We start from the raw sequence: 21,356 nt of genomic DNA, 5'->3' as shown, positions 1-21,356 counted from the left end.
GTAAGCTGGCTTTATTGACAAAAGTTAATTAACTCCAATTTGCGCGGACACCCGATGCAACGCCGTGACTTTCTTGGTTTTTCGATAGCCGCTGGTCTCTCTATGGCCGGATTGGCCGGCTGCAGCAAATCCGGACCCCTGGCTTTCGGAATTCACCCCTGGATTGGTTATGAACCGATCTATCTGGCCGAGGAATTTGGCTGGATGCCTGAGTCGGTTGTGCTCAGATCCGGTAGCTCAGCCAGCGACTCGATGGACGGTTTGCTGTCCGGTGAGCTGGGCGGCGCGGCGTTAACTCTCGATGAAACCATCAGGGTCTGGTCGCAGGGCACAGAGCTGGTCGTTGTGGCCGTCACCGATGTATCTGCAGGCGCGGATGTTCTGGTTGTCCGTCCGCCTATTGAAGAGCTGGCGGATCTGCGGGGCCAGCGGGTAGCCGTTGAGTTGAGTGGGGTCTCCGGCATCCTGTTGCTGAAAATTCTTGAAGTTGCCAGTCTTGGGCGGGACGATATTGTCACCGTTGATCTGCCGGTCAATCAGCATCCTGCAGCCTGGTCACGCGGTGAGATCGATGCCTCTGTCGGCTACGAGCCCACGGTATCGGCGCTTGAGAGAGAGGGCGGATTCCGGCTCTTTGACAGCAGCGAGATGCCGGAGACCATTTTCGATGTTCTCGTGGTGACCCGTGACACAGCGGACAGAAATCCTGGTGCGGTTCGTGACCTGGTTGCGGCTCATTTTGCCGGCCTTCGGCATCTTGTCCGGAGCATGCACGATGCCATTTACCGGGTTGCGAACCGTCAGGGAGTTCTGCCAGAGAACGTGAAGAGTGCTCTGGGCACGGTGATGCTACCGGACCTGGCCGCCAACCAACGCTACCTGGCAGCATCGGGACGGGTGGAGTCCATGGCGCGATCGCTTTCCCGCCTGATGGTCAATGAGGGCCTGATTTCCAGCACCCCCGATTTTCAGCACCTGTGCGATTCGGCCTTCCTGCCCCGGAGGAATACTTGAGCACTCGTGGGCATACCTATTTAATGGTCGTTCTTTTTGTCACCGGCTGCCTGACAGCCACCGCTGCCCCTGCCCGCGAAGCATTGACGTTCGGCGTATTTGCCTATCGCCCGGATAGCATTATCCGTGAACGGTACGAGCCTCTGGCGCGCTACCTCTCCGATGAAATCGGTGTACACGTGAAACTTGAAGTGCTCGGTCAGGAGAACATGAGCCGCGCCATTGCCGCCAACCGGCTGGATTTCTTCCTTACCAACCCTAGCCATTTTCTCTTGATACGCAGCGAGCGGAGCCTGACCGGTGTGCTGGCAACGCTGGTCAGGCGTAATGGCGATAACTCCACCGCTAGCCTGGGTGGCGTTATTTTTACCACGGCGGGGAGGGAGGATATCCAAAGCCTTGAAGACCTCCGGGGTAAAAGCATAGCCTCGCCAGGGGTGCATTTTCTCGGTGGATTCCAGGCCCAGGTTCTCGAGCTGCTGGAAGCGGGTATTGATATCCGCCGGATGAATCTGGTCCGCTTTGTGGATACCCATGACCGGGTTGTCCGCTCGGTACTGTCGGGGGATTCGGACGTCGGCTTCATCCGCACGAGTATTCTGGAAGAGATGGCTCAGGCCGATCCTGCCATCCTTACCCAGGTAAAGGTAGTGAACCGACAGGCGCTGGCCGGCTTTCCCTATGTCGTGTCCAGCCGGCTTTATCCCGAGTGGCCACTGGTGGCTTTGCCCCATGTTAATGAGCGAGACGTCCGCCGGGTTGCATCGGCGCTGTTTGCCATTGAGCCTGAAGATGAAGCTGCCATAGCGGCGGGTATTACCGGGTTCTCACCAGCTGCCGATTACCAGTCGGTCGAATACCTGGCCCGAACACTGCGTGTGCCGCCTTACGACCAGATGCCACAGGTGACCTGGGTGGATGTCCTTCACCAGTATCGGGTCTGGGTCTTTACCATTGTCGTTCTGGTTATGTTGCTGTTTGGCAGTTCCCTTTGGCTTGGCAGGAGTAAACGCCAGTTGGCGGCTCAGCAGAAACGGCTCAGGCGGCTGATTGGTGACTGGCCACAACCGGCGCTGCTGATCCGGGATGGCGTCTTTGTTAATACCAATCGCGCCGCAGTCGACCTGCTCAGATACGCCTCAAATGCGTCACTCCATGGCAAGAGTCTTGAAGCCTTTTCACCGGAAGTGCAACCCGACGGCAAGATTTCATGGCAGAAGCTGGAGCAGATTCTGGTTCGGGTGAGAGGTGGTTTTGTAGAGCAGTGTGAGTGGGTGTTGCTACGCTCCGATCGATCCGAGGTGTGGGTTGATATGACCCTGGCACCGGTTCAGGGGGACGATGAAATCGAGCCCGTTATTCTCTGTTCCCTGTACGACATCACAAGGCGGAAACGGGCCGAACAGCGCCAACGCCTGGCGGCGAGTGTTTTCGATCATGCCCGGGAGGCGATTTTCATTACCGATAGCCATGGCATCGTGATCGATGCGAACGACGCGTACCAGCAGATCACCGGCAGGCCCCAGAGCCGGGCCATTGGTCGTTTGCCACCGCTGCCGCTGGAAGAGGGCAGCGGTGTCTTTTCCAGCGCACGAACCCAGGGCTTCTGGACGGGTGAGTTTTCCTGCAAACACTACAACGGCGACCCCCTCGTTCTGGCAATGACCATCAGCAGTGTGTGCGGGGATCACGGTGAGGTTTCCCATTTTGTGGGTATTTTCAGCGACATCAGCCGGCTCAAGGAACAGGAGCAGAAGCTTCGGGTCATGGCTCATTATGACGCACTGACGGGGCTGCCGAACCGGGTCCTGTTCTCGGATCGGCTGCAACAAGCCATGGCCTTGAGCCGCCGCCAGGGTGGCAAGTTGGCTGTGGTGTACATTGATCTGGACGAGTTCAAGCCGGTGAATGATGCGTTCGGTCACGAGGCGGGCGATCAGTTGCTGATTGAAATTGCCTCACGGATGCGGGCCGTGCTCCGGGAAGAAGACACCCTGGCCAGGCTGGGGGGTGACGAGTTTGCGGCTATCGTAATCAACGTCCAGCAGGCGGATGCACTGGAGGGTTTACTGGTACGCCTGCTGGCCCGGGTAGCTGAACCGGCCTGGGTGGCCAATCACAGCGTGGAAGTGTCGGCCAGTATTGGCTACACCCTGTTCCCGCAAGCCGACGATCTGGATGGTGACCAGCTGCTGCGTCAGGCGGACCAGGCCATGTACCAGGCCAAGCATCAAGGCCGTAACCGTTACGTCGGATTTACCACTTCCTCCGCCTGAGAAGCACCGTTGAGCTGCTCCGTTGCTGGCTGCCACGCCAGTGATTTATACCACTGGTCGCAGAGCCGCCGCACCGAGCTCAGGGTGTCCAGGGTTCGCTCTCCGGCAATTGGCGAGAGCTCTCCTTTGACAATCATGGCGAGCATGCATGATTTGAGCATGTGATACGTCTTCTCGGTATCGTTAAAGGTTACCGGTACGGCTTTCTTTGCCGACACCAGTACTCTCAGCAATTCCACATACTCTTCAAGTTGCCCGGAAAGGCAGGCCAGTTGGGGCAATTTCCGGGCTTCTCTCAACTGCAACAGGGCGGGCGCCAGACCAGTGGCTTCGGCCAGGTAGCGACAGGTAAGAATCGACCGGGTCAGGGCATCGACCGTGGCCGGATGCATTTTTTCCGCACGGAGCCTGGAGATGTAGTCGGTAATTGACTGGTTGAGGCTCAGGCAACTATCTGTTTTTGGACGTATTTGTGCAGGCTTCAGATCCTCGCGATCAAGGCATACGCGCAGGAGCCCGCGGTTGAGGTCGATAAGACGTCTCATCTCCTGATCAACCGCACCCACTGCCAGCTCTGGCGTGGTGATCAGTGTGTTATCCAGAAACCGCGGTTCAGCGACATCCTCTTCCTTGCTGCGAAACAGCCGTCCCAGAAATCGGGCAAAGCCAGGGGTAAACGGCAGCATGATAAAGGCCCCAAGCACATTGAACAGGGTGTGGAACAGCGCCAGGGAAACCGCAACATTGGCATCAAGCGATAACCAGTCTGCCAGTAATGCGACGGTCCATAGCATCACCGGAAGAATGAGCAGCGCGATAAGACCGGTCACCGCATTGAACAATATATGCCCAACGGCGAGGCGGCGGGCATTGGCTGTTGCTTTCAGAGCTGACAGGGCAGCCGTTGAGGTGGAACCAAGGTTTGCACCAATAACAGCTGCTGCGGCATTGTTCAGGGGTATCAGACCACCGGCTGCGGCAGTCAGGACGATGGCCAGTGCAGCACTCGAGGACTGCGTCACGACTGTCGCCAGAAAGCCGATCAACATGAACGCGGGCAAACCGTAATCGTTTTTCAGCAGGATGCTGTTGTCCAGCCCTCCGGTGAAGGATTCCAGGGAGGACTTGAGGATAGACAGGCCAAGGAAAAACAGGGCGAATCCGGCCAGAGCTTCGCCGAGGGACTGACTGCGTGGATTATTTGAGACCAGTTTTAACCCCACACCTGCGGCGAGAATCGGAAGAGCAATGGCTTCGATGTTGAAGCCGAATCCTACCAGACTGACAAGCCAGGCGGTCATGGTAGTCCCGATATTGGAACCAAAAATAACCCCCAGGGACTGACTGAGGTTCAGCAGACCTGCGTTTACAAAACCAATGGTGGCCACGGTTACCGCACCGGATGACTGGACCAGCCCGGTGATCAGAAAGCCAGCCGCGAGGCCGCGTAGCGGGGTTTTGGTCCAATGCCCCAGCATGTGGCGAAGATGGTGCCCTGCAGCATTTTTGAGACCGTTGGTCATCATTTCCATGGCCAGCAGGAAGAGGGCAAGGCCGCCCAGAATCTGGAAAAGGGTCGCTATCATTTCCTGGTGTATGAGTCTCGAAGTGGAGTTACTGCAAGCTTAGCAGAGCCCAGGTTCAGGCAAGGCGCTCGTCAGGTAAGAAACTTCCGCACATCGATCTTGTAATCTTCCGGATCGACGGATCGCACAATACGGTCCTGGTTGCCGGGCTTTGCCAGATCTATGCTCTCAATGGTAATCGGCAAGCGGAAGCGGGTGTTATACATCACCCGGACCACCGGCAGCCGTTGGTCGTCATCATTGGTTTCCACAACAACTCCGAGGCGCCCGCTTTCCAGGAGTACCAGAGAGCCAATGGGGTAGAGGCCCACACAACGGATGAATTCTTTCACCAGGGCCGGGTCCAGGTGTCCGTTGCTCCACTCCAGCAGCTTCTTGAGGCCCTGGGTTGGCGTCATGCCCTTGTGGTAGACACGGTCCGAGGTGATGGCGTCGTAGACATCGGTGATGGCCACCATGCGCCCGTATTCTGAAATTTCATCCCCTTTGAGTCCTTCCGGGTAGCCGCTTCCATCGAGCCGCTCGTGGTGCTCAGCTGCCGTCATGATGGCCAGTTTGCCGATTCCTTCGGTAGCTGTAAGGATATCCCGGGAGTGTCGGGCGTGGGCTTTCATAACCTCGAATTCTTCCGGGGTCAGCCGGCCCGGTTTGTGAAGAATTTCGTCCGGGGTGAGTATCTTGCCAATGTCATGTAGCAGGGCGCCGACAATGGTCTGGTGCAGCGCATCTGCCGGAAGTTTGCGGTAGTTGCCGAACAGGGACATCAGCACACTCAGATTGACGGAGTGCTCCAGCAGATAATTGTCCTTTGCACGGATGCGGCCCAGGCAACTGAGGGCATTGGCGTTGCGGAAAATGGAGCTCTGGAGCTCGTCGGCTAACTGATGAATGGGGGCTATGTCGATGGCTCCACCAATCTTCACATTGTTCATCAGGTTGCCTACCAGGCCCTGGGCGTGGCTGTGCACCTGCTGGGCAAACGCCATTTCCTCGCCTGCGGAGACCCGCTTGTATACGCCGGGGCTCAGTTCTCCTGCCCTCTGAAGGGCGATCTCATTGCGGCGGTCAACTTCATGGGCCGGTTCCGAATCCTGGGCATCCAGGCCTTTTGAGACATCGATATACACGTAGTCCACACCCAGCCGACGTATTGTCTCGATGGTTTCCTCTTTTTTGATCACGCCCCGGCGACGCTGGGTATTGTGAGGAATCCAGTCGTTGTTCAGGTCGGTGATGTACATGCCAACCCTGAGGGCCGAAACGGGGATGCGTTTGATCATTGGCGCGGAAAGAATGTTCTCAGGCTGTTGTCGTAGGTTTTAGCCAATACGCTCTCCAGTGGCAGTTCTTTCACTTCGGCTATTTTCTCGGCAACAAAAGGGATATAGAAAGGCGCATTTTCCTTGCCGCGATAGGGAACCGGGGTCAGGAACGGAGAGTCGGTTTCCAGCAGGATCTGTTCAATCGGTGCCATACGCACGATGTCCCGCACGTTTTCTGCCTTGTTGAAGGTGGTGATGCCGTTAAAACCCAGGCACCAGCCTTGATCCAGCGCATACTGTGCCAGCCCGGGGCCGGATGTGAAGCTGTGGATCACGCCCCGGCGCCTGAGGGTGCTCTCGAACTCTTTCAGGATAGTGATGGTATCGTCGTCGGCGTCACGGCTGTGGATAACAACGGGGCGATCAGTGTCGCAGGCGATCTGGAGCTGGCGGCGGAAAACCTCACGTTGAACATCACGGTCCGCATTGTCGTAAAAGTAATCCAGGCCGATCTCGCCCACTGCCACGATCTTGTCGTCGCAGGCGTGGGCGCGGATCTCCGCTTCCGCGGCGTCAGAATATTTTTCGGCATCGTGGGGGTGAACCCCTTGCGTGCCATACACCCATGGCGCTGCCTGGCTCAGTTCACGTACTGTAGCCAGGTTTTCCGGTGATACGGCGATGGTGATCACCCGCTCGATATTGACCCGCTGCGCCTCGGCCAGTGTTTCCTCCAGGGGGCGATCCCTGAGGTAATCCAGGTGGCAATGGGTTTCGATGATCGGATGGTCAAATACGGGAATCTCGCGACGTTTTTTACTCATTTCCTGGCACTACACTCCAACGCAACCGCGGTAATGGCTGCTATTCTGAACATTTGGTTTTATGAGTCTACCAGTTAGTCCGATTGTTGGCCTGTATTACCTCCATAGGAAGTTGCACGGAGCCCCCTGATGAGATTATCGGCATTTGCCAGTTCGTTTCTTTTCGACCCGAACAAACCCGGGTTCCGGGATTGCCCGACCCTGCTGGACGATGACAAGAAACTGCCAGGGCTAGAAGCCAGCCTGGAACAGATCGGTGAATACCAGCGCCGGTTGTGGGCTAACCGGGCCAGAGCGATGCTGCTGGTGGCCCACGGCCCGGATACCAGTGGCAAGGACAGCCTGATTCGCACATTGGCAACCTACGCTGATCCTGCCGGCTTTCATGCATGGTCCTTCAGCAGGCCCCAGGGTGCCGAAACCCGCCATGACTTTCTCTGGCGGGTAACGCCATTTTTGCCAGGCTTTGGCGAAATGGTGGCGTTCAATCGCAGCCATCATGAGGCGGTGATCGCCGAGCGGGTATGGCCGGTTCACGAGCCTGAGAGCTATAACTGGAAGAACCGTTACCAGTCCATCCGGAACTTCGAGAGCCATCTGGTGGAAGAGGGCACTACGGTGATCAAGATCTGGCTCAACCTGTCCGAGGACGAGCATCGTGAGCGCCTTCTCAAACGTCTCGACAAACCCCGCAAACGCTGGAAGTTCGATAAATCCGATATCGATGGCTGGGAAAATCGCAGCCAGTACCAGGAATTTGCTGAAGAAGCCTTGGCTGCGACCCACACGGAAGAGGCACCCTGGTTCATTGTGCCCGGTGACCGGAAACCCCAGGCCCGGGCCATTGTTGCCGCTGTGCTGGCGGAGCAGCTGGAACGGCTGGCTCCCGAATACCCGAATGAGGACAAGGGCGTGCTGAAGGAGTATCGCCGCCTGTTAGCCAAAAATGGCGTGAAGTGAAGCAAATGGAGAGGCAAATGCACATTATTGTAATTGGTGGCGGCGTAGTGGGTATGACCACTGCTTATGAGCTGAATCGCAGGGGCCACCAGGTCACGGTGCTGGAGCGCCACGGGATTGCCGGAAACGAGACCAGCAAGGGCAATGCCGCACAGCGCTCCTATGGTGTGGTCTATCCCTGGGCTGACCCGGCCATGGTTCTCAAGGCGCTGCCCTGGATCTTCAAGCGAGATGGTCCCCTGAAGCTACGGGTGCCGCCCTCCGTGGAAACGTTCAGGTTCGTCATTGCCAGCCTGCGCTATGCCAGGTCGCCCGGTCTGTTTGGCCTCAACAAGCGCGCAATGCTTCGCCTGGGCATCCACAGTCGCAAACGCTTTCTGGCGCTGGAACAGGAACTGGATCTGAACTTCGATGGCGATCACAAGGGGCTACTCCATCTGGCCAGTACACCGGAAGCTCTCGAAGGTTACCGTCAGACTCACCAGCTGCTTAACGAGCTCGGCATCGCTTCCCGGTTACTGACACCCGAGCAGGTTCGCGAAGCCGAACCCGGAATGACCGGCAATGGCCCACTTTTTGGCGCGCTGAGCTACGATACCGACGGCACCGGCGACTGCCATCTGTTCTCCCGCGATCTGGCCCAAGCCTGCGAGTCCAGGGGGGTAAGTCTGCGCTACAACACCGAGACCGAAGATCTGCTCTCCGATGATAATCGGGTAACTGGCGTTGTCGCCCGCAACAAGGACGGGAAAGCAGAAACCCTGGAGGCGGATGCTGTGGTGATCTGTGCCGGCTGCTGGTCGGGCCAGTTGACCCGCCAGCTGGGACTGAAGCTGCCTATTTATCCGGTCAAAGGCTACAGCTTCACGGTGCCTCTGGCGGACCCTGAAAAGGCGCCGGTTTCCACCGTCCATGACGACAACTACAAGGTGGTCTCTACCCGCCTGGGCGATCGCCTGCGTGCCTCGGGCTTTGTGGAATTGGCTGACTTCAACCGTGATATTCCCAAGGCACGGCTGGCCACCATCCGCAAATCCGTGGAATCCCGCTTTCCGGGCTGCGCCGACCTTATGGCTGCGGAAACCTGGACCGGCTTCCGCCCCATGACGCCGGATGGGCCCCCGATTATCGGCCGCGGGCCGCGGGAGAACCTGTTTCTTAATACCGGTCATGGTACCTTCGGCTGGACCCTGTCGGCGGGCAGTGCGGATGTGGTTGCCCAGCTGATCGATGGCGAGGAGACTTCAGTGTGTCTGGATGCTTTTCGGCCCGGGAGGTTTGCCGAGTGACTCTCGTCCATGGCATGTCATTTTATCGGCGATGGCAACAGCTGAACGACTGGCTGGTGCAGCACCGTGAGCTTTGGCAACCGTTGCCGTTTACCGACCCGAACCCGGCCTGGGCCGACCGATGGCCAGCATTGGCAGCGCGGGTGGCAAAGCTCTCTGACGAAGACTGCCGGCAACTGGACGATGAGCCCGGCAAAACTGCCGGATTGCTGGAGCGGGAGCTGCCGTCACTGCAGGGTTTTGACGAGCTGACCTGTGTCGAACCCCTTTCGTCTGAATCATCAGATCAGAGTACTCTGCCGGAAGTAAGGGCCACTGATATGCCCGGGCGCAAGCGGCTGCAATCCGGGGCGTTCGCTGCTGCTGTTCAGCCGCTGGGACACGATGTGCTGGACTGGTGTTGCGGCAAGGGGCATCTGGCCAGAACCCTGGCGCCCTTTTGCGATGGCACGGTGACGGGATTCGAGTGGGACCAGGCTCTGGTCGATGACGGTAACCGTCTGGCAGGGAAGTTCGGTGATGCGGTCACTTTGCATTGTCAGGATGTCATGGCGGAAGAGCTGGTGATGCCGAAGGCTCTCCATGGCGTTGCCCTGCATGCCTGTGGTGATCTGCATCGCAATCTGATGCGCAGGGTGGCGGACACCGGGCAACCACGGCTGAGTTTTTCACCCTGCTGTTACCACCTGACTGAAAATCCGGACTATCAGCCAATGTCCCGACGGGCGGGGAGTTGGCGAAACACCCTTCAGGTTAGCCGGGATGATTTGCGACTGGCCGTGCAGGAAACCGTCACCGCGCCGCAAAGGGTGCGGCAGCAAACCCGTCAGGTGCGCCGCTGGCGGTTGGGTTTTGACGGTCTGCAACGGTTTGTGCGAGGTGTTGATGCCTATTTGCCAGTGCCGTCCCATTCGGCCGGGTTGATGAGTGGTGATTTTGCCGATTTCTGTCGCTGGGCGGCGATGAAAAAGGGCCTGGATTTGCCAAAGGATACGGATTTCGGCTACTGGCAAAGTCATGGTGAGCGGCGGTTTCAGGAGGTGCGCCGCCATGAGCTGGTCCGTCATCTGTTCCGGAGGCCCCTGGAGCTCTGGCTGGTGCTGGACTACGTGCTATTTCTGGAGGAGCAGGGTTACGACGTCCGGCTGGGCACTTTCTGTGAGCGACAGCTGACGCCCCGCAACCTGCTGATTGATGCTGTGCAGTCCGGGGATCACCAGGGCGCTCAGGGTTTGCGGTAGACCACGTCCTCCACGCAGCCATCACGGAAATACACGTAGGTCAGCTCGTAAAGGTTGCCGTAGTATTTGGTCTGGTAGACCCAGGTTTCCTGGGGAGTGGGGTAGGTTTCAGGGGGCCGGCCAAAGGCTTTGCGAACGTGTTCCCTGGTCATGCCTTTTACCACTTGCTCCCGCACCAGGTATCGTCTCAGGTCGGTAGAGTTGATAAAGCGGCAAGTGCTTTCGGCCTGCTGCTGTTCGCGTTTGTCCTGTTCCGTTTCGGTTTTCTCCGGCTTTGGTTCCGGTGGCAGGTTCTGGCCAAAACTGCCGCCGATCCGGTTGTCCCGAATGGTGATTCTCTCCGAATCCTTCCCGCAGGGCTGGTCGGAATATCGGGTCTCGCCGCCAGCGTCGCAACGATAAACCTGGGACCAGGTCGTAGCGGGGACTGCAAGCATGAGAATACCGATTAACAGGGTTTGCTTCATATCACTCTCCCCTGGTCTGAAAACCACGCCTCATACGCCGGCAACGAAAAAGGCGCCCGAAGGCGCCTTCTCATATGGTTGATTCGAACGGTCGCAACCCCGACGCTTAGCGGCGAACCTGGATGCGGGCTTCAACCCGACGGTTCTCGGCGCGGCCCGCTGCAGTGTCGTTGCTGGCAATCGGCTCGACTTCACCATAACCAACGGCTTCCACGCGATCGGCACTGATGCCCAGGGCATCGGTCAGACGGGTGGCAACGGCTTCGGCGCGGCGCTGGGACAGGAAACGGTTATAGTCCGCTTCGCCCATGCTGTCACTGTGACCGGCGATTTCGACGGTAGTTTCCGGATATTCGCGCATGAACTCCGCAACACGGCGGATTTCATTGTCATAGGTATCACCGATAACAGAGCTGTTGGTGGGGAATTGCACCTTAAGCTCAATGGTTTCAACCGTCTCGGTAACGCCTTCGCAACCAGTATCATCTACCTCAGCGCCTGCAGTGGTACCAGGGCACAGGTCCTGGCGGTCGACAACACCATCGTTATCGCTGTCGAGCTCACAGCCACGACTGTTCACGCTGGCACCGGCAAGGGTGTTGGGGCATTGGTCCTTGCTGTTGGCAACACCGTCGCGGTCGTCATCGCGCTCGCAACCATTGCTGTCGACACTGGATCCAGCCGGTGTACCCGGGCACTGGTCGCGGCTGTCTGGCACGCCGTCGTTGTCTGCGTCAGCAGGCTTGGGGCTGGATTCAGTCACGGTGCGGCTAAAGGCAAAGCTCAGGCCGAGGGTTGCCTGGGTATCAAAAGTGCTCTCGTCGATGCCGTGGAATTCGCGCAGATCGGCGCGGATCGACACATTATCGCTGACGTTGTAGCGGAAACCGGCGCCCACGTTTACGCGGGTCTCTTCGTGGTCAGATCCGGCAGTCTGTCTGATCAGAACATCGTCGCCAAAGTCAGCATGGCCGGCACCGGCTGACACATAGGGGTTCCAGGCCTCTTCCTGGCCGGCGAAATAATAGATACCGTCCAGCCGGTACTCGTTAAAGTCGCTGTTGCCGCCCTCGTACTTGCGATCAGCGTCGGCATTGGAGTAAACCGCCTCGACGGCCCAGTTAGGGTGGAAGCGGTATTCCGCACCTATGCCGAAAGTGGCAGTTTCGCTGAGATCCCGTTTGTCATCAAACAGTTGAAATCCGACGAAGGGGTTCAGATAGATTGTCTCTTCGCGATCGGCCAGGGCCGGGGTAGCGAGGGATGCGGTCAGGGCCGCAATGGTCAATGGACGTATGATGTTCATGCAGAACCTCCTGTTCGATTATCGTTGTGGCGTAAATATGGCTGCGATTCTCTCGTAAAGCACTGTAAATGCATAATTACGTGAAAGTTACGTGACAGGATCAGGAATAACAAAGAAAGAGTGCCAATGAGGGGGCGGCAATTGTACTCAGGCCCCTGATGACAGTGTAGTGAAATACAGGTGGGCGCTTTTTTTGCTGAAATTCAGGGTGTCGCCGTTATCAAAGCGGACTTCGAATGAACTGTCGTCTTCGCCAACAACCGATCCGGTGCCGAAAATGGCGTGGCTCAGGCGGGGTCTTGCCCATAACGGCGCTGTCTGATCGTCCAGTGTTTCGCGGCTACCATTGAGAATCACGGCTTCACGGGAAGCGTAACGAATGCCTGTGGGTGTCACGGGCACTGTCGTTGTCACGGTATTTTCTGCGTCGGCACTTCGGTTATCCAGCCACAGTCCGAATTCCTGTGACAGGGGAAAGCAGAGCTCGTCCACGAACCGGCTGGGGCCCTGGTCGCCGTCCAGATGCCGTTTCTCGCCGAAGGGGCGGGTGATCAGGTGAAGCTGTTCCCGGGTGCGGGTCATGGCTACGTAAAGCAGCCGGCGCTCACTTTCCAGAAAGGCTTTGGGATCGTCCTGGGCCCGGGGGGAGTAAGGCAGGTACTTCTCCTGCAGCCCGGGCAGGATAACGGTCGACCACTCCAGCCCTTTGGTGCGGTGAATGGTGGATAGCAGGGCGCCGCCGCGACGATTCTCTCCCGCCTGCTTTTTCAGATCTTTCAGGTGCTCAAGCGCCCCCTCGATGCTGACATCCAGTCCTGCCAGGTACAGCCGGAAGCCACGAACGGTCTCGATACGCTCGTCGGCGGTTTCATGGGTGAGTGCGAGGCTACGGATACCCTCGTAGAGCTCGGTTTCATCCGCATAACGGGTAATCACATCCGCCACTGGGCCTTTGAAGTTGCCCAGTTGCGCCAGTGTCTCGCCCAGTTTGCGAAGTTTTTTGGCGGCCATGGGAGCCAGGGCGTCGAAGTCCATGGCCAGCAGCCGCTCATGCCAGCCGTCGCCAAATCCTGCCAAAAAACGCGCCAGTTGCTCCAGTTCCGGCTCTTTCAGACCCACATGGGGGAATCGAAGCAGTTGCCGGGCAATATCGAGCCGGTCGTCGTCCGGCAAGTTGCGAATGCGCCCGGACACCACCATCAGCAGGCTGGTGATGGCCTGGACTTCGCGGCTGAACAGTGCGCCCTTGCCGGCGTCGATGCGATAGGGCACCTGCCGCGCCAGCAGTTTCAGTTCAATAGGCACGCTCTGGCTCCACACCCGGAACAGGATGGCGGTGTTGCCGAGGGCTGTTTCGTCCATGGGCTGAAGCAACGCAAGGACAATGTCGCTGTCGTTTTCCTGCTGGTGCAGGGTGATCCCGGTCTGTGGTGTGGACGGGTGGGAGTGACACAGCACGTCCTTGCGCCCGGTGTTGTGGCAGATCAGGTGGTTGGCCAGCAACGCTACCTGGTGGCCATAGCGAAAGGTGTAACTCAGGGTCTGCTCCAGCGGGCTTTCGAATTCTTCGCTGAAGCGCTTGAGGATGAAGTCTGGTTTGGCGCCACGGAACTCGTAGATAGTCTGGTCCGGGTCGCCCACCACGGTCACCCGGGCACGGTCGCCCGCTACGTATCGCAGCAGCAGGTGCTGGATCTCGTTGGTGTCCTGGTACTCATCCACCAGGATCAGGTCCATCTTGTTACCCACTAACCGCTGCAGCGGCGGGTTTTGGTGGATGGCCATCACCGGCTCGTAGAGCATGTCGGCGTAGCTGATCCGGCTCTGGGACTTGCGCCATTGCTCGAAGCTGTGGAACAGGTCAATCAGGTAACGGTGCTTGTCGGAATAGCCCAGCTCTTCGAATACGATTTCCACCGGGGACAGGGTGGTTTTGACCAGATCGATGAAGTTGACCGCAGTTTCGACGAAGTCTTTCTTGTTGCGGCGAATCTCGTCCGCCAGGTCTTCAGGCGCCAGCCGGCGGGTGAGTTGCCAGGCCTGGTAGCTGATTTCCTGGTCGGTGAGGATCTTGTCGGAAAATCCCGGCAGGAAGCCTTCCCGTACGAAGCGTTTGTACAGCCGCAGACCCATGGCGTGGTAGGTACGGATTTCCGGCGTCGCCAGGCCGAGGTTGCGGGTTACCTCCTGCAACTTTCGTTCAAAGTCCACCCGTGCACTGCGGTTGAACATCAATACCAGCATACGGTTCGGATCGTGCCCCTGCTCCAGCAGGTAGCGGATGCGCCAGGCCAGTGTTGAGGTCTTGCCGCTGCCTGCGACGGCGGTTATCACCACATGCTCAAAGCCGGCGGTGATGATGGCCCGCTGCTCGTCGGTGAGGTAGTCCGGTAGCTCGGTCATGGTCTGCGATTGGTGTGGGGTCGGCATGGGCGGTATTGTACCCGGCGGCTGGTAGTGCTGATACTGGTGCCGCATAATCCTGATCACTTTTGTTTTTTTTGCTTGCTCGGATTGATCGCATGCTTGGTACAGGAGTATTTGGGTAGCTGCTTCCAAAACACGCTCGAGCACATCCATGTGGCGCTTGAGCTCCGCCATCCATGGCTCCGCACAGTTTTGGAAGCAGTTACCCAAATCCTCCCCCTACTTAGGAGAATGACGCTATGGCTACAACTGCTGAAGCGGTGAATGTATTGGGCGAAGCCCTTGAGATGTGTGGTACGGATCCGGAAACCGGATTTTATCGCGATGGGTGTTGTAACACCGGGCCGGACGACCTGGGTGCCCACGTGGTGTGTGCGGTTGTTACGGATGACTTTCTTGAGTACTCCAGCGCCAAGGGTAATGACCTGAGCACGCCTCGGCCGGAGTTTGGTTTCCCCGGATTGAAAGAAGGCGATTCCTGGTGTCTGTGTGCGTCCCGTTGGCAGGAGGCGTTTGAGGCCGACTGTGCTCCACGGGTTAAATTGAGAGCTACCCACCGGTCGGCGCTTAAGTATTCCAAACTGGAAGATCTCAAGCGTCATTCCGTGGACCTGAGCTGAATGGATGGCATAGAGAGCCTGCATGAACAAGCCTGACCTGCTCCAGTGGCAAAAGCTGCAAGCCGATCTTCGTGCAGCCGGGCATCGGCGGCTGGTGGTTGTGGAGGGGGATCGTGATGCCTCTCTTGCGTGGCTGGGTTCACTCCTCCCTGTCTTGCCGGTTACGCCAGGGGTCTGGACTGGGTCGGTTGAGGATCAACCCGAACCCTCGCTGACATCGATAAAACCCGTTGAAGGACGCCGCTGGCTGGGGCGGGAGTTGGCCTGTGTGGTGTGGGATGGCTGGCAGGGCAATCCGCCGGACAGTTTTGCGGCGTTGTCAGGAACATTGTCCGCTGGCGGGCTGTTTTTCTGGCTGATGCCGCCGCTCGCGGATTGGGGCGGTTTTGAAGATCCGGATTATTGGCGTACCGGACTGGATGGGGCTGCCGGGCATCCGTTTGCTGCCCGGCTGGCCCGTATTGTGGCCAGCGATTCTGATGTTATTCGTGTTAATCCGTCGGTAAATCCGCAGCCGGATTTGCCGGAGATTCCTGTTGCGGGTGAGGCCTTTGAGGTGGGTGCCACGGCAGACCAGCGTGCGCTCGTGGAAGATCTTGTCCGAACGGGGCTGGGCCGGCGTCGGCGGCCTCTGGTAGTGACGGCCGACCGGGGGCGGGGCAAGTCAGCGGCACTGGGGATGGCGGCGGTTCGTCTGTTGCAGGAGGGGCGGCAGCGGGTGGTGGTGACGGCCCCGGAACAGGGTGCCGTGAAGACACTTTTTCATCATGCCCGCCTTGCTGCCGGGCAGGTATCCGGGCCGGAGATGGGCACGGACAATGTAGCGGTCGGCGATCAGGGCCGGCTGCAGTATTTGCCCCTGGAGCGGCTGCTTGCCGAGCAGCCGGATGCAGAGGTGGTGATGGTGGATGAGGCCGCCGGGATTCCGTCAGACCTGTTGAAGCAGGTATTGCTGGGCTGGCCCAGGGTGATTTTTTCAACGACGGTGCATGGTTACGAAGGTTCAGGCCGGGGCTTTGCCATTCGCTTTCGTTCGGTACTGGATACCGAAACGCCGCATTGGCGCGGAGCCTCGCTCACGGCACCGATCCGCTGGTCGGCGTCTGACCCCCTGGAACCATTGACCCGGCAGATGTTTCTGCTGGATGCAGAGGCACCGGCTGCGGAGGGTGATAGTTCCGGTGTGGTGGTGGAACGCTGGAGCCCCGCCATAGCCGGGGATCAGGAGCTGAAGGAAGCTTTTGGTTTGCTGGTGGACGCCCATTACCGCACGTCGCCCGGTGATCTGCGCCAATGGATGGATGATCCGGCGGCAGTGAGCTGGCGCCTGACTTGCAACGGGGTTTTGGTCGGTGTGCTGTGGGCAACGGCAGAAGGTGGCCTGGAGTCGGAGCTGGCTGAGCAGGTGATGATGGGCAAGCGTCGTTTGCGGGGGCATCTGTTGCCCCAGTCGCTCGCGACTCACAGCGGGTTTGCCGAAGCAGCGAGCCAGCGTCTTCTGCGGGTGGTCCGGGTTGCCGTGAGTGCGGAGGTACGCCACCGGGGGCTGGGTCAGAAGCTGGTGGCGGCAGCGCGGGACCATGCCCGACGCCAGGGGCTGGATGCTATTGGTACCAGTTTTGGTGGCAACGCCGGGCTGGTCTCCTTCTGGCAGCAGTGTGGGCTGGAGCCTGTGCGCCTGGGCCTGAAACGGGAGGCCAGCAGTGGCGAGTATCCGCTGCAGATGCTCAGCGGGGTGTCTTCCAATGGCACGGCGCTGGCCCGTCACTTGCGCATCAGGTTGGCGGAACACTGGCTCATCCTGTTGCCTCGGAACTGGTCCGATCTGGAGCCGGGCCTGGCCCTGCAATTGACTGGCGGTCTGCCGCCTGTTGCTCCCCTCAACGAGGACGACCGCAGAGATCTGCGCAGTTTTGCCGAGGGCCACCGGGGCTTTGATCTTGCAGTACCAGTGCTGGCAAAGCTGTCAATGCAGCCGGAGGTCATCGGACTGGTTCTGGCTTCAGGTTCACAGTCCCTGTGGGCGAGAGCAGTGCTTCAGGGCTGGTCATGGCAAGGTTTACAGGTGACGAAGGACTGTCTGGGCCGGGAGCAGGGAGAAAACGCCTTGCGTAAGGTAGTTCATAATATTCTGCAAAACCGGCCCGACTTGTGAACAGCTCGATTTAATTCCGCCCGGTTACTGACCAGAATACCTGCAAAAATGCATCCACAGAGACCCAATCGTCATGGCCCAGGGAACCGGCTTCATCCTTCCGAAACTCCTGCTTTTGCTGCTCGCCAGTCTGCTTGTTACTGCCTGTGCTTCGGGTGGCGACCCTTCCAATCTTGAACAGCGCCAGTCCTCAGTGGCCGATACACCGCTAATGGCCGCTGTCAGCAGCGGTGATCTCGATAAAGTGGAGTCCCTGGCCTCATCGGGCGCATCGCTGAATACGCTGACAGAGCAAGGCACGCCTCTGGCCGCTGCGGTGAAAGCGGGCGAAGACCGCATCGCCCTGTTCCTGCTCAGCGAAGGGGCTGCCCCGGACCGCGCATCGGCAGACGGTGTGACACCGCTGATGATTGCGGCGGAAGAGGGGCATCGCCGTCTGGTCCGACTGCTGTTATCTGCCGGCGCCAGGGTGAATGCCAAAGACAGCGAAGGCACAACGCCGGTGATCCGGGCAGCGCGCAACGGACATTTGTCGGTGGTCAAGGTATTGCTGGCGGCCGGAGCCAACGTAAATGTCAGCCAGGGGGGGCGTTCATTGCTGATGCATATTGTGGAAGGCGGGGACTTGCTGACCGCCGAGATGCTGCTGGCCGCCGGTGCAGATGTGAACTACCGGGGCTCGAACGGAACAACCGCGCTGGATCTCGCCCGGGCCAGCAACAACCGGGACCTGGAAATGCTGCTGATCCAGGCCGGCGCTGAAATCTGACGGCTGGGTTTTTCAGTCCAGATTCATGGGGTCGTTGCTGTCGTCCAGCTCCGGCAGGAAGTGTTCCTCGACAACACTTTCGGGCACGTCGGCCACCGTCTTGAACGACCATTGGGGCGAATTGTCCTTTTCGATCAGCCTGGCCCTGATACCTTCCCGTAAATCCGGCCGCTGGGTACAGCGGATGGCCATGGCCAGCTCCATCCTGAAAATGTCTTTCAGGGACATCTGTTGTGCTTTTTTGAGCTGGGTCCACACCAGCCAGGCTGTGACCGGGCAGCCACCACGGAGGTTGTCCATGCAGGCTTTCCACCAGTCACTGTCGACATCCGCAGCCAACAGATTCTCAACGATCGCCGGTAACTCGTCGCCGGCGCTGAGTCTGGCGATGCTCTGTTCATGGCGGGCCAGCTCGCTGGCTGGCAAGGCGCGGTAGTCCGGATGCTCCAGCTGTTTGATCAGACGGAAGAGGCGGTTGTCGTCAGCGGCGGACTCACCGGTCCAGCGCTCATCCTGCAGGCGGGCAATCAGCGAATCGATCTGCTCGGGGAGAATGGCCATGTCCGCAAGCCCCACTCGCAGAGCATCCGTGGCATTCAGCCGGGCGCCGGTCAGGCCCATAAACAGACCAAGCCGGCCGGGTAAACGGTTAAGGAACCAGCTGGCAGCGACATCGGGAAACAGGCCAATGGAGATTTCGGGCATCGCCATTTTGATATCGGGGGTAATGACCCGGTAGCGGGACGCGGAGAGAATGCCCATGCCACCACCCATAACGGCGCCATGGGCAATGGTGATGACGGGTTTGGGGTAGCGGTGGATGGTGTAATCCACACGGTACTCGTGGGCGAAGTAGTTTGCCGCGACAGCGTTGTCTTCCATGCCGGACAGCGCTCCGTAGAGCTCGCGGATGTCGCCACCGGCGCAGAAGGCACGGTCGCCTGCTCCCCGGAAAATAACCATGCAGATATGGCTGGCCCCGGCCCACTGGTCCAGCGTAGTCTGAATGTCGTCAATCATTGAACCCGAGAGCGCATTCAGGCTGCCGGGAGCGTCCAGAGTAATCTGGCCAATGGTGCCTTCCCGGCATTCAAGTTCCTGGACCTGGATGGGCATGGTCACTTCTCCGCTGAAAAATACGTTGGCGTGTATGGCGTGATGCTACGTATCTGAGTAAGGTGCATTGATTTATCGCATTTGAGCTTTGTACTGTCTGTGCTATAAGTTTGACCAAAGATTTCACCCTTCAGATATCTGTCGGGTTCTATAACGATGAGAGGGTAAAACCAATGAATCTGAAATACCACACCATTGCTGTTCTGTTTACTCTGGGCGCGGCAGTTCCCGCTGTTGCAACGGCTGCCGATGCCGAGGCAGGCAAAGCCAAAGCGGCTGTCTGCGCTGCCTGTCATGGCAAGAATGGCATCGCAGCCATTCCCGGTTACCCGAACCTGGCGGGGCAGAACGAGCAATACCTTGTGTCTGCGCTCAAGGCCTATAAGAACAAACAGCGTAGCGGTGGGCAGTCTGCGGTAATGCAGGGTCAGGCAATGGGCCTCAGTGATGAAGACATTGCCAATCTTGCAGCCTACTACTCAAGCCTGCCGGCCGACGGCGGGAAATAATCCCCGCCATCGTCAGCCTCGTTACTTCAAGGGAGTGGCCTGTGCCGCTCCGCTGACAATCCGGTAGCTGGGTTCGTAAGCACTCGAACCCGGCAGCTTCATCCGGTTCTGTGTGACGAATTCCTTGAGCATGGCTCCCAACGGTGTCAGCAGTGCCGGATCGCCGGCAATTTCGAAGGGGCCGTGTTCCTGGACTTGCCGAATACCACTTTCCTTGACGTTACCGGCGACAATGCCGCTGAAGGCTTTGCGCAGGTTAGCCGCTATCAGGTGAGCCGGCTGGTCGCGATGCAATTCCAGTGCCCGCATGCTTTCGTGGGTGGGCTCGAATGGCATCTGAAACACCGGGTCGATCTTCAGCATCCAGTTGAAATAGTAGGCGTCCTGCATGGCACGGCGGAAGGTCTCCACATCTTTCATGCCCTGCTTCATGGTGCGTGCCACCCTTGCCGGATCGTCAATAATGATCTCGTATTTTTTGGTAGCCTCGTCCCCCAGCGAGTTGCGGATAAACTGGTCAATCATCTCGAAGTATTCAGCGTTTTCCGGCTGACCGGTGAAGACCACCGGGAAGGGCAGGTCCGCGTTGTCCGGATGAAGCAGGATGCCTAGCAGGTAGAGGATTTCTTCGGCGGTGCCCACGCCACCAGGGAATACTATTACGCCATGGCCGGTGCGGACAAAGGCCTCAAGGCGCTTCTCGATGTCCGGCAGGATGACCAGTTCGTTAACGATGGGGTTCGGTGCCTCGGCGCCGATGATGCCCGGCTCCGTAAGCCCGATGTAACGGCCGTTCTTAACCCGCTGCTTGGCATGGCCGATGGTGGCTCCCTTCATCGGGCCCTTCATGGCGCCAGGGCCACATCCGGTGCAGATGCTCAGCCCCCGCAGCCCCAGCTGATGGCCTACTTCCTTGCTGTACTGGTATTCCCGTTCATTGATCGAATGCCCGCCCCAGCACACCACCAGGTCCGGATGGCGGCCAGCCTGCAGTACACGGGCGTTGCGCAGTATGTGGAAAATCAGGTTAGTAATGCCTTCCGGATCGTCCCGGCGAAGTCCCGATGCGGACTGGGGGATGGAATAGGAATAAATAATATCCCGTAATACCGAGAACAGGTGTTCGCGGATAGCGCGCAGCATTTGCCCATCCACAAACGCGTGGGCGGGCGCATTGACCAGTTCCAGTTTAAGGCCCCTTGGCTGGGGCACCAGGCGCACGTCGAAATCGGCATGGGCTTCCATCAGGGTTTTACAGTCATCAGTTTCTACGCCGGTGTTGAGAACGGCCAGTGCGCATTGCCGGAACAGGCGGTAGAGGCCGCCTTCACTTTTGTCCTTGAGTCGGTTGACCTCGAAAGTGGACAGGATTTCCAGACTGCCCTCTGGGGACACCAGGGCATTGATGGTGGATTCGGTCATGAACGGTGAAACTCCTGAATATTTCGCTGGCACCCTGGAATCATGCTGATGCCTTTTTGTCTAATTATAACCAGCTTCGAGAATGCCTGATTTTGAGGCATGCAGTGAAACCG

17 protein-coding genes are annotated in these 21,356 nt (G+C 58.6%); 9 read left to right on the top strand and 8 right to left on the bottom strand.

Features of this window, described 5'->3' with window-relative positions:
* The first annotated feature begins 54 nt into the window (after positions 1-54).
* Together FDP08_RS11390 and FDP08_RS11385 are read left to right on the top strand one after the other, a co-directional pair.
* Positions 55-1,014 carry an ABC transporter substrate-binding protein gene (locus FDP08_RS11390; protein ID WP_137436274.1) on the top strand — a complete coding sequence of 320 codons (960 nt, stop codon included), beginning with the start codon at positions 55-57 and terminating at the stop codon, positions 1,012-1,014.
* Positions 1,011-3,290, top strand: coding sequence for a diguanylate cyclase domain-containing protein (locus FDP08_RS11385; protein WP_228263289.1), 2,280 nt, complete (start codon positions 1,011-1,013; stop codon positions 3,288-3,290). The genes FDP08_RS11390 and FDP08_RS11385 overlap by 4 nt, the downstream gene beginning before the upstream one ends.
* On the opposite strand, the gene FDP08_RS11380 is transcribed toward FDP08_RS11385, so the two are convergent.
* The 3 genes from FDP08_RS11380 to FDP08_RS11370 all read right to left on the bottom strand — a co-directional run bounded on the left by FDP08_RS11380 (position 3,260) and on the right by FDP08_RS11370 (position 6,962).
* Positions 3,260-4,876, bottom strand: coding sequence for a Na/Pi cotransporter family protein (locus tag FDP08_RS11380; protein WP_137436273.1), 1,617 nt, complete (start codon positions 4,874-4,876; stop codon positions 3,260-3,262). The genes FDP08_RS11385 and FDP08_RS11380 overlap by 31 nt on opposite strands.
* Positions 4,877-4,947: 71 nt before the next feature.
* Positions 4,948-6,156, bottom strand: coding sequence for an HD-GYP domain-containing protein (locus tag FDP08_RS11375; RefSeq protein ID WP_137436272.1), 1,209 nt, complete (start codon positions 6,154-6,156; stop codon positions 4,948-4,950).
* Positions 6,153-6,962: a TatD family hydrolase gene (locus tag FDP08_RS11370; protein ID WP_137436271.1), complete on the bottom strand. Its 810-nt coding sequence runs from the start codon at positions 6,960-6,962 to the stop codon at positions 6,153-6,155. Before FDP08_RS11370 ends, FDP08_RS11375 begins: the two co-directional genes overlap by 4 nt.
* A gap of 129 nt (positions 6,963-7,091) precedes the next feature.
* Between FDP08_RS11370 and FDP08_RS11365 the strand changes: the two genes are divergently transcribed.
* From FDP08_RS11365 to FDP08_RS11355, 3 genes are read left to right on the top strand one after another with little or no spacing between them, the layout of a single operon-like run.
* The gene (locus FDP08_RS11365) at positions 7,092-7,922 is read left to right on the top strand and encodes a polyphosphate kinase 2 family protein (RefSeq protein WP_137436270.1); all 831 of its coding nucleotides are present in this window, start codon (positions 7,092-7,094) and stop codon (positions 7,920-7,922) included.
* 17 nt (positions 7,923-7,939) lie between these two features.
* Entirely contained in the window at positions 7,940-9,211 is a 1,272-nt protein-coding gene (locus tag FDP08_RS11360) for a D-amino acid dehydrogenase (protein ID WP_137436269.1), read from the top strand.
* The gene (locus FDP08_RS11355; protein WP_345789447.1) at positions 9,208-10,452 is read left to right on the top strand and encodes a methyltransferase; all 1,245 of its coding nucleotides are present in this window, start codon (positions 9,208-9,210) and stop codon (positions 10,450-10,452) included. Before FDP08_RS11360 ends, FDP08_RS11355 begins: the two co-directional genes overlap by 4 nt.
* Here FDP08_RS11355 and FDP08_RS11350 read toward each other — a convergent pair.
* From FDP08_RS11350 to FDP08_RS11340, 3 genes are all read right to left on the bottom strand, one after another.
* Complete coding sequence (locus FDP08_RS11350) at positions 10,437-10,919, bottom strand: DUF4124 domain-containing protein (protein WP_137436268.1); 483 nt, start codon at positions 10,917-10,919, stop codon at positions 10,437-10,439. The genes FDP08_RS11355 and FDP08_RS11350 overlap by 16 nt on opposite strands.
* A gap of 106 nt (positions 10,920-11,025) precedes the next feature.
* The gene (locus tag FDP08_RS11345; RefSeq protein ID WP_137436267.1) at positions 11,026-12,225 is read right to left on the bottom strand and encodes an OmpA family protein; all 1,200 of its coding nucleotides are present in this window, start codon (positions 12,223-12,225) and stop codon (positions 11,026-11,028) included.
* A gap of 147 nt (positions 12,226-12,372) precedes the next feature.
* Positions 12,373-14,703 (bottom strand): ATP-dependent helicase, encoded by a 2,331-nt coding sequence (locus tag FDP08_RS11340; protein WP_137436266.1) that lies wholly within the window; start codon positions 14,701-14,703, stop codon positions 12,373-12,375.
* 188 nt (positions 14,704-14,891) lie between these two features.
* Between FDP08_RS11340 and FDP08_RS11335 the strand changes: the two genes are divergently transcribed.
* The 3 genes from FDP08_RS11335 to FDP08_RS11325 all read left to right on the top strand — a co-directional run bounded on the left by FDP08_RS11335 (position 14,892) and on the right by FDP08_RS11325 (position 18,196).
* Entirely contained in the window at positions 14,892-15,272 is a 381-nt protein-coding gene (locus tag FDP08_RS11335) for a DUF2237 family protein (RefSeq protein WP_137436265.1), read from the top strand.
* Between the two features lie 22 nt (positions 15,273-15,294).
* Positions 15,295-17,427, top strand: coding sequence for a tRNA(Met) cytidine acetyltransferase TmcA (locus tag FDP08_RS11330; protein ID WP_137436264.1), 2,133 nt, complete (start codon positions 15,295-15,297; stop codon positions 17,425-17,427).
* Between the two features lie 73 nt (positions 17,428-17,500).
* Entirely contained in the window at positions 17,501-18,196 is a 696-nt protein-coding gene (locus FDP08_RS11325) for an ankyrin repeat domain-containing protein (RefSeq protein WP_170979015.1), read from the top strand.
* 12 nt (positions 18,197-18,208) lie between these two features.
* On the opposite strand, the gene FDP08_RS11320 is transcribed toward FDP08_RS11325, so the two are convergent.
* The gene (locus tag FDP08_RS11320) at positions 18,209-19,312 is read right to left on the bottom strand and encodes an enoyl-CoA hydratase/isomerase family protein (protein ID WP_137436263.1); all 1,104 of its coding nucleotides are present in this window, start codon (positions 19,310-19,312) and stop codon (positions 18,209-18,211) included.
* A gap of 173 nt (positions 19,313-19,485) precedes the next feature.
* Here FDP08_RS11320 and FDP08_RS11315 point away from each other — a divergent pair, with 173 nt between their 5' ends.
* A complete protein-coding gene (locus tag FDP08_RS11315) occupies positions 19,486-19,821 on the top strand; it encodes a c-type cytochrome (RefSeq protein ID WP_137436262.1) in 336 nt (111 codons plus the stop codon).
* Positions 19,822-19,842: 21 nt separating this feature from the next.
* Here FDP08_RS11315 and ppnN read toward each other — a convergent pair whose 3' ends face one another.
* Entirely contained in the window at positions 19,843-21,243 is a 1,401-nt protein-coding gene (ppnN, locus tag FDP08_RS11310; protein ID WP_137436261.1) for a nucleotide 5'-monophosphate nucleosidase PpnN, read from the bottom strand.
* Positions 21,244-21,356: the final 113 nt, after the last annotated feature.

Source organism: Marinobacter panjinensis (genome assembly GCF_005298175.1).
Classification (GTDB): domain Bacteria; phylum Pseudomonadota; class Gammaproteobacteria; order Pseudomonadales; family Oleiphilaceae; genus Marinobacter; species Marinobacter panjinensis.
This window is presented reverse-complemented; position numbering and strand designations above follow the sequence as displayed.

Coding starts and splice junctions, on each gene's coding strand:
- FDP08_RS11335 (WP_137436265.1), top strand. CDS start 14,892: ATGGCTACAACTGCTGAAGCGGTGAATGTATTGGGCGAAGCCCTTGAG.
- FDP08_RS11340 (WP_137436266.1), bottom strand. CDS start 14,703: ATGCGGCACCAGTATCAGCACTACCAGCCGCCGGGTACAATACCGCCC.
- FDP08_RS11370 (WP_137436271.1), bottom strand. CDS start 6,962: ATGAGTAAAAAACGTCGCGAGATTCCCGTATTTGACCATCCGATCATC.
- FDP08_RS11380 (WP_137436273.1), bottom strand. CDS start 4,876: ATGATAGCGACCCTTTTCCAGATTCTGGGCGGCCTTGCCCTCTTCCTG.
- FDP08_RS11325 (WP_170979015.1), top strand. CDS start 17,501: ATGGCCCAGGGAACCGGCTTCATCCTTCCGAAACTCCTGCTTTTGCTG.
- FDP08_RS11375 (WP_137436272.1), bottom strand. CDS start 6,156: ATGATCAAACGCATCCCCGTTTCGGCCCTCAGGGTTGGCATGTACATC.
- ppnN (WP_137436261.1), bottom strand. CDS start 21,243: ATGACCGAATCCACCATCAATGCCCTGGTGTCCCCAGAGGGCAGTCTG.
- FDP08_RS11320 (WP_137436263.1), bottom strand. CDS start 19,312: ATGCCCATCCAGGTCCAGGAACTTGAATGCCGGGAAGGCACCATTGGC.
- FDP08_RS11345 (WP_137436267.1), bottom strand. CDS start 12,225: ATGAACATCATACGTCCATTGACCATTGCGGCCCTGACCGCATCCCTC.
- FDP08_RS11315 (WP_137436262.1), top strand. CDS start 19,486: ATGAATCTGAAATACCACACCATTGCTGTTCTGTTTACTCTGGGCGCG.
- FDP08_RS11360 (WP_137436269.1), top strand. CDS start 7,940: ATGCACATTATTGTAATTGGTGGCGGCGTAGTGGGTATGACCACTGCT.
- FDP08_RS11350 (WP_137436268.1), bottom strand. CDS start 10,919: ATGAAGCAAACCCTGTTAATCGGTATTCTCATGCTTGCAGTCCCCGCT.
- FDP08_RS11330 (WP_137436264.1), top strand. CDS start 15,295: ATGAACAAGCCTGACCTGCTCCAGTGGCAAAAGCTGCAAGCCGATCTT.
- FDP08_RS11365 (WP_137436270.1), top strand. CDS start 7,092: ATGAGATTATCGGCATTTGCCAGTTCGTTTCTTTTCGACCCGAACAAA.
- FDP08_RS11390 (WP_137436274.1), top strand. CDS start 55: ATGCAACGCCGTGACTTTCTTGGTTTTTCGATAGCCGCTGGTCTCTCT.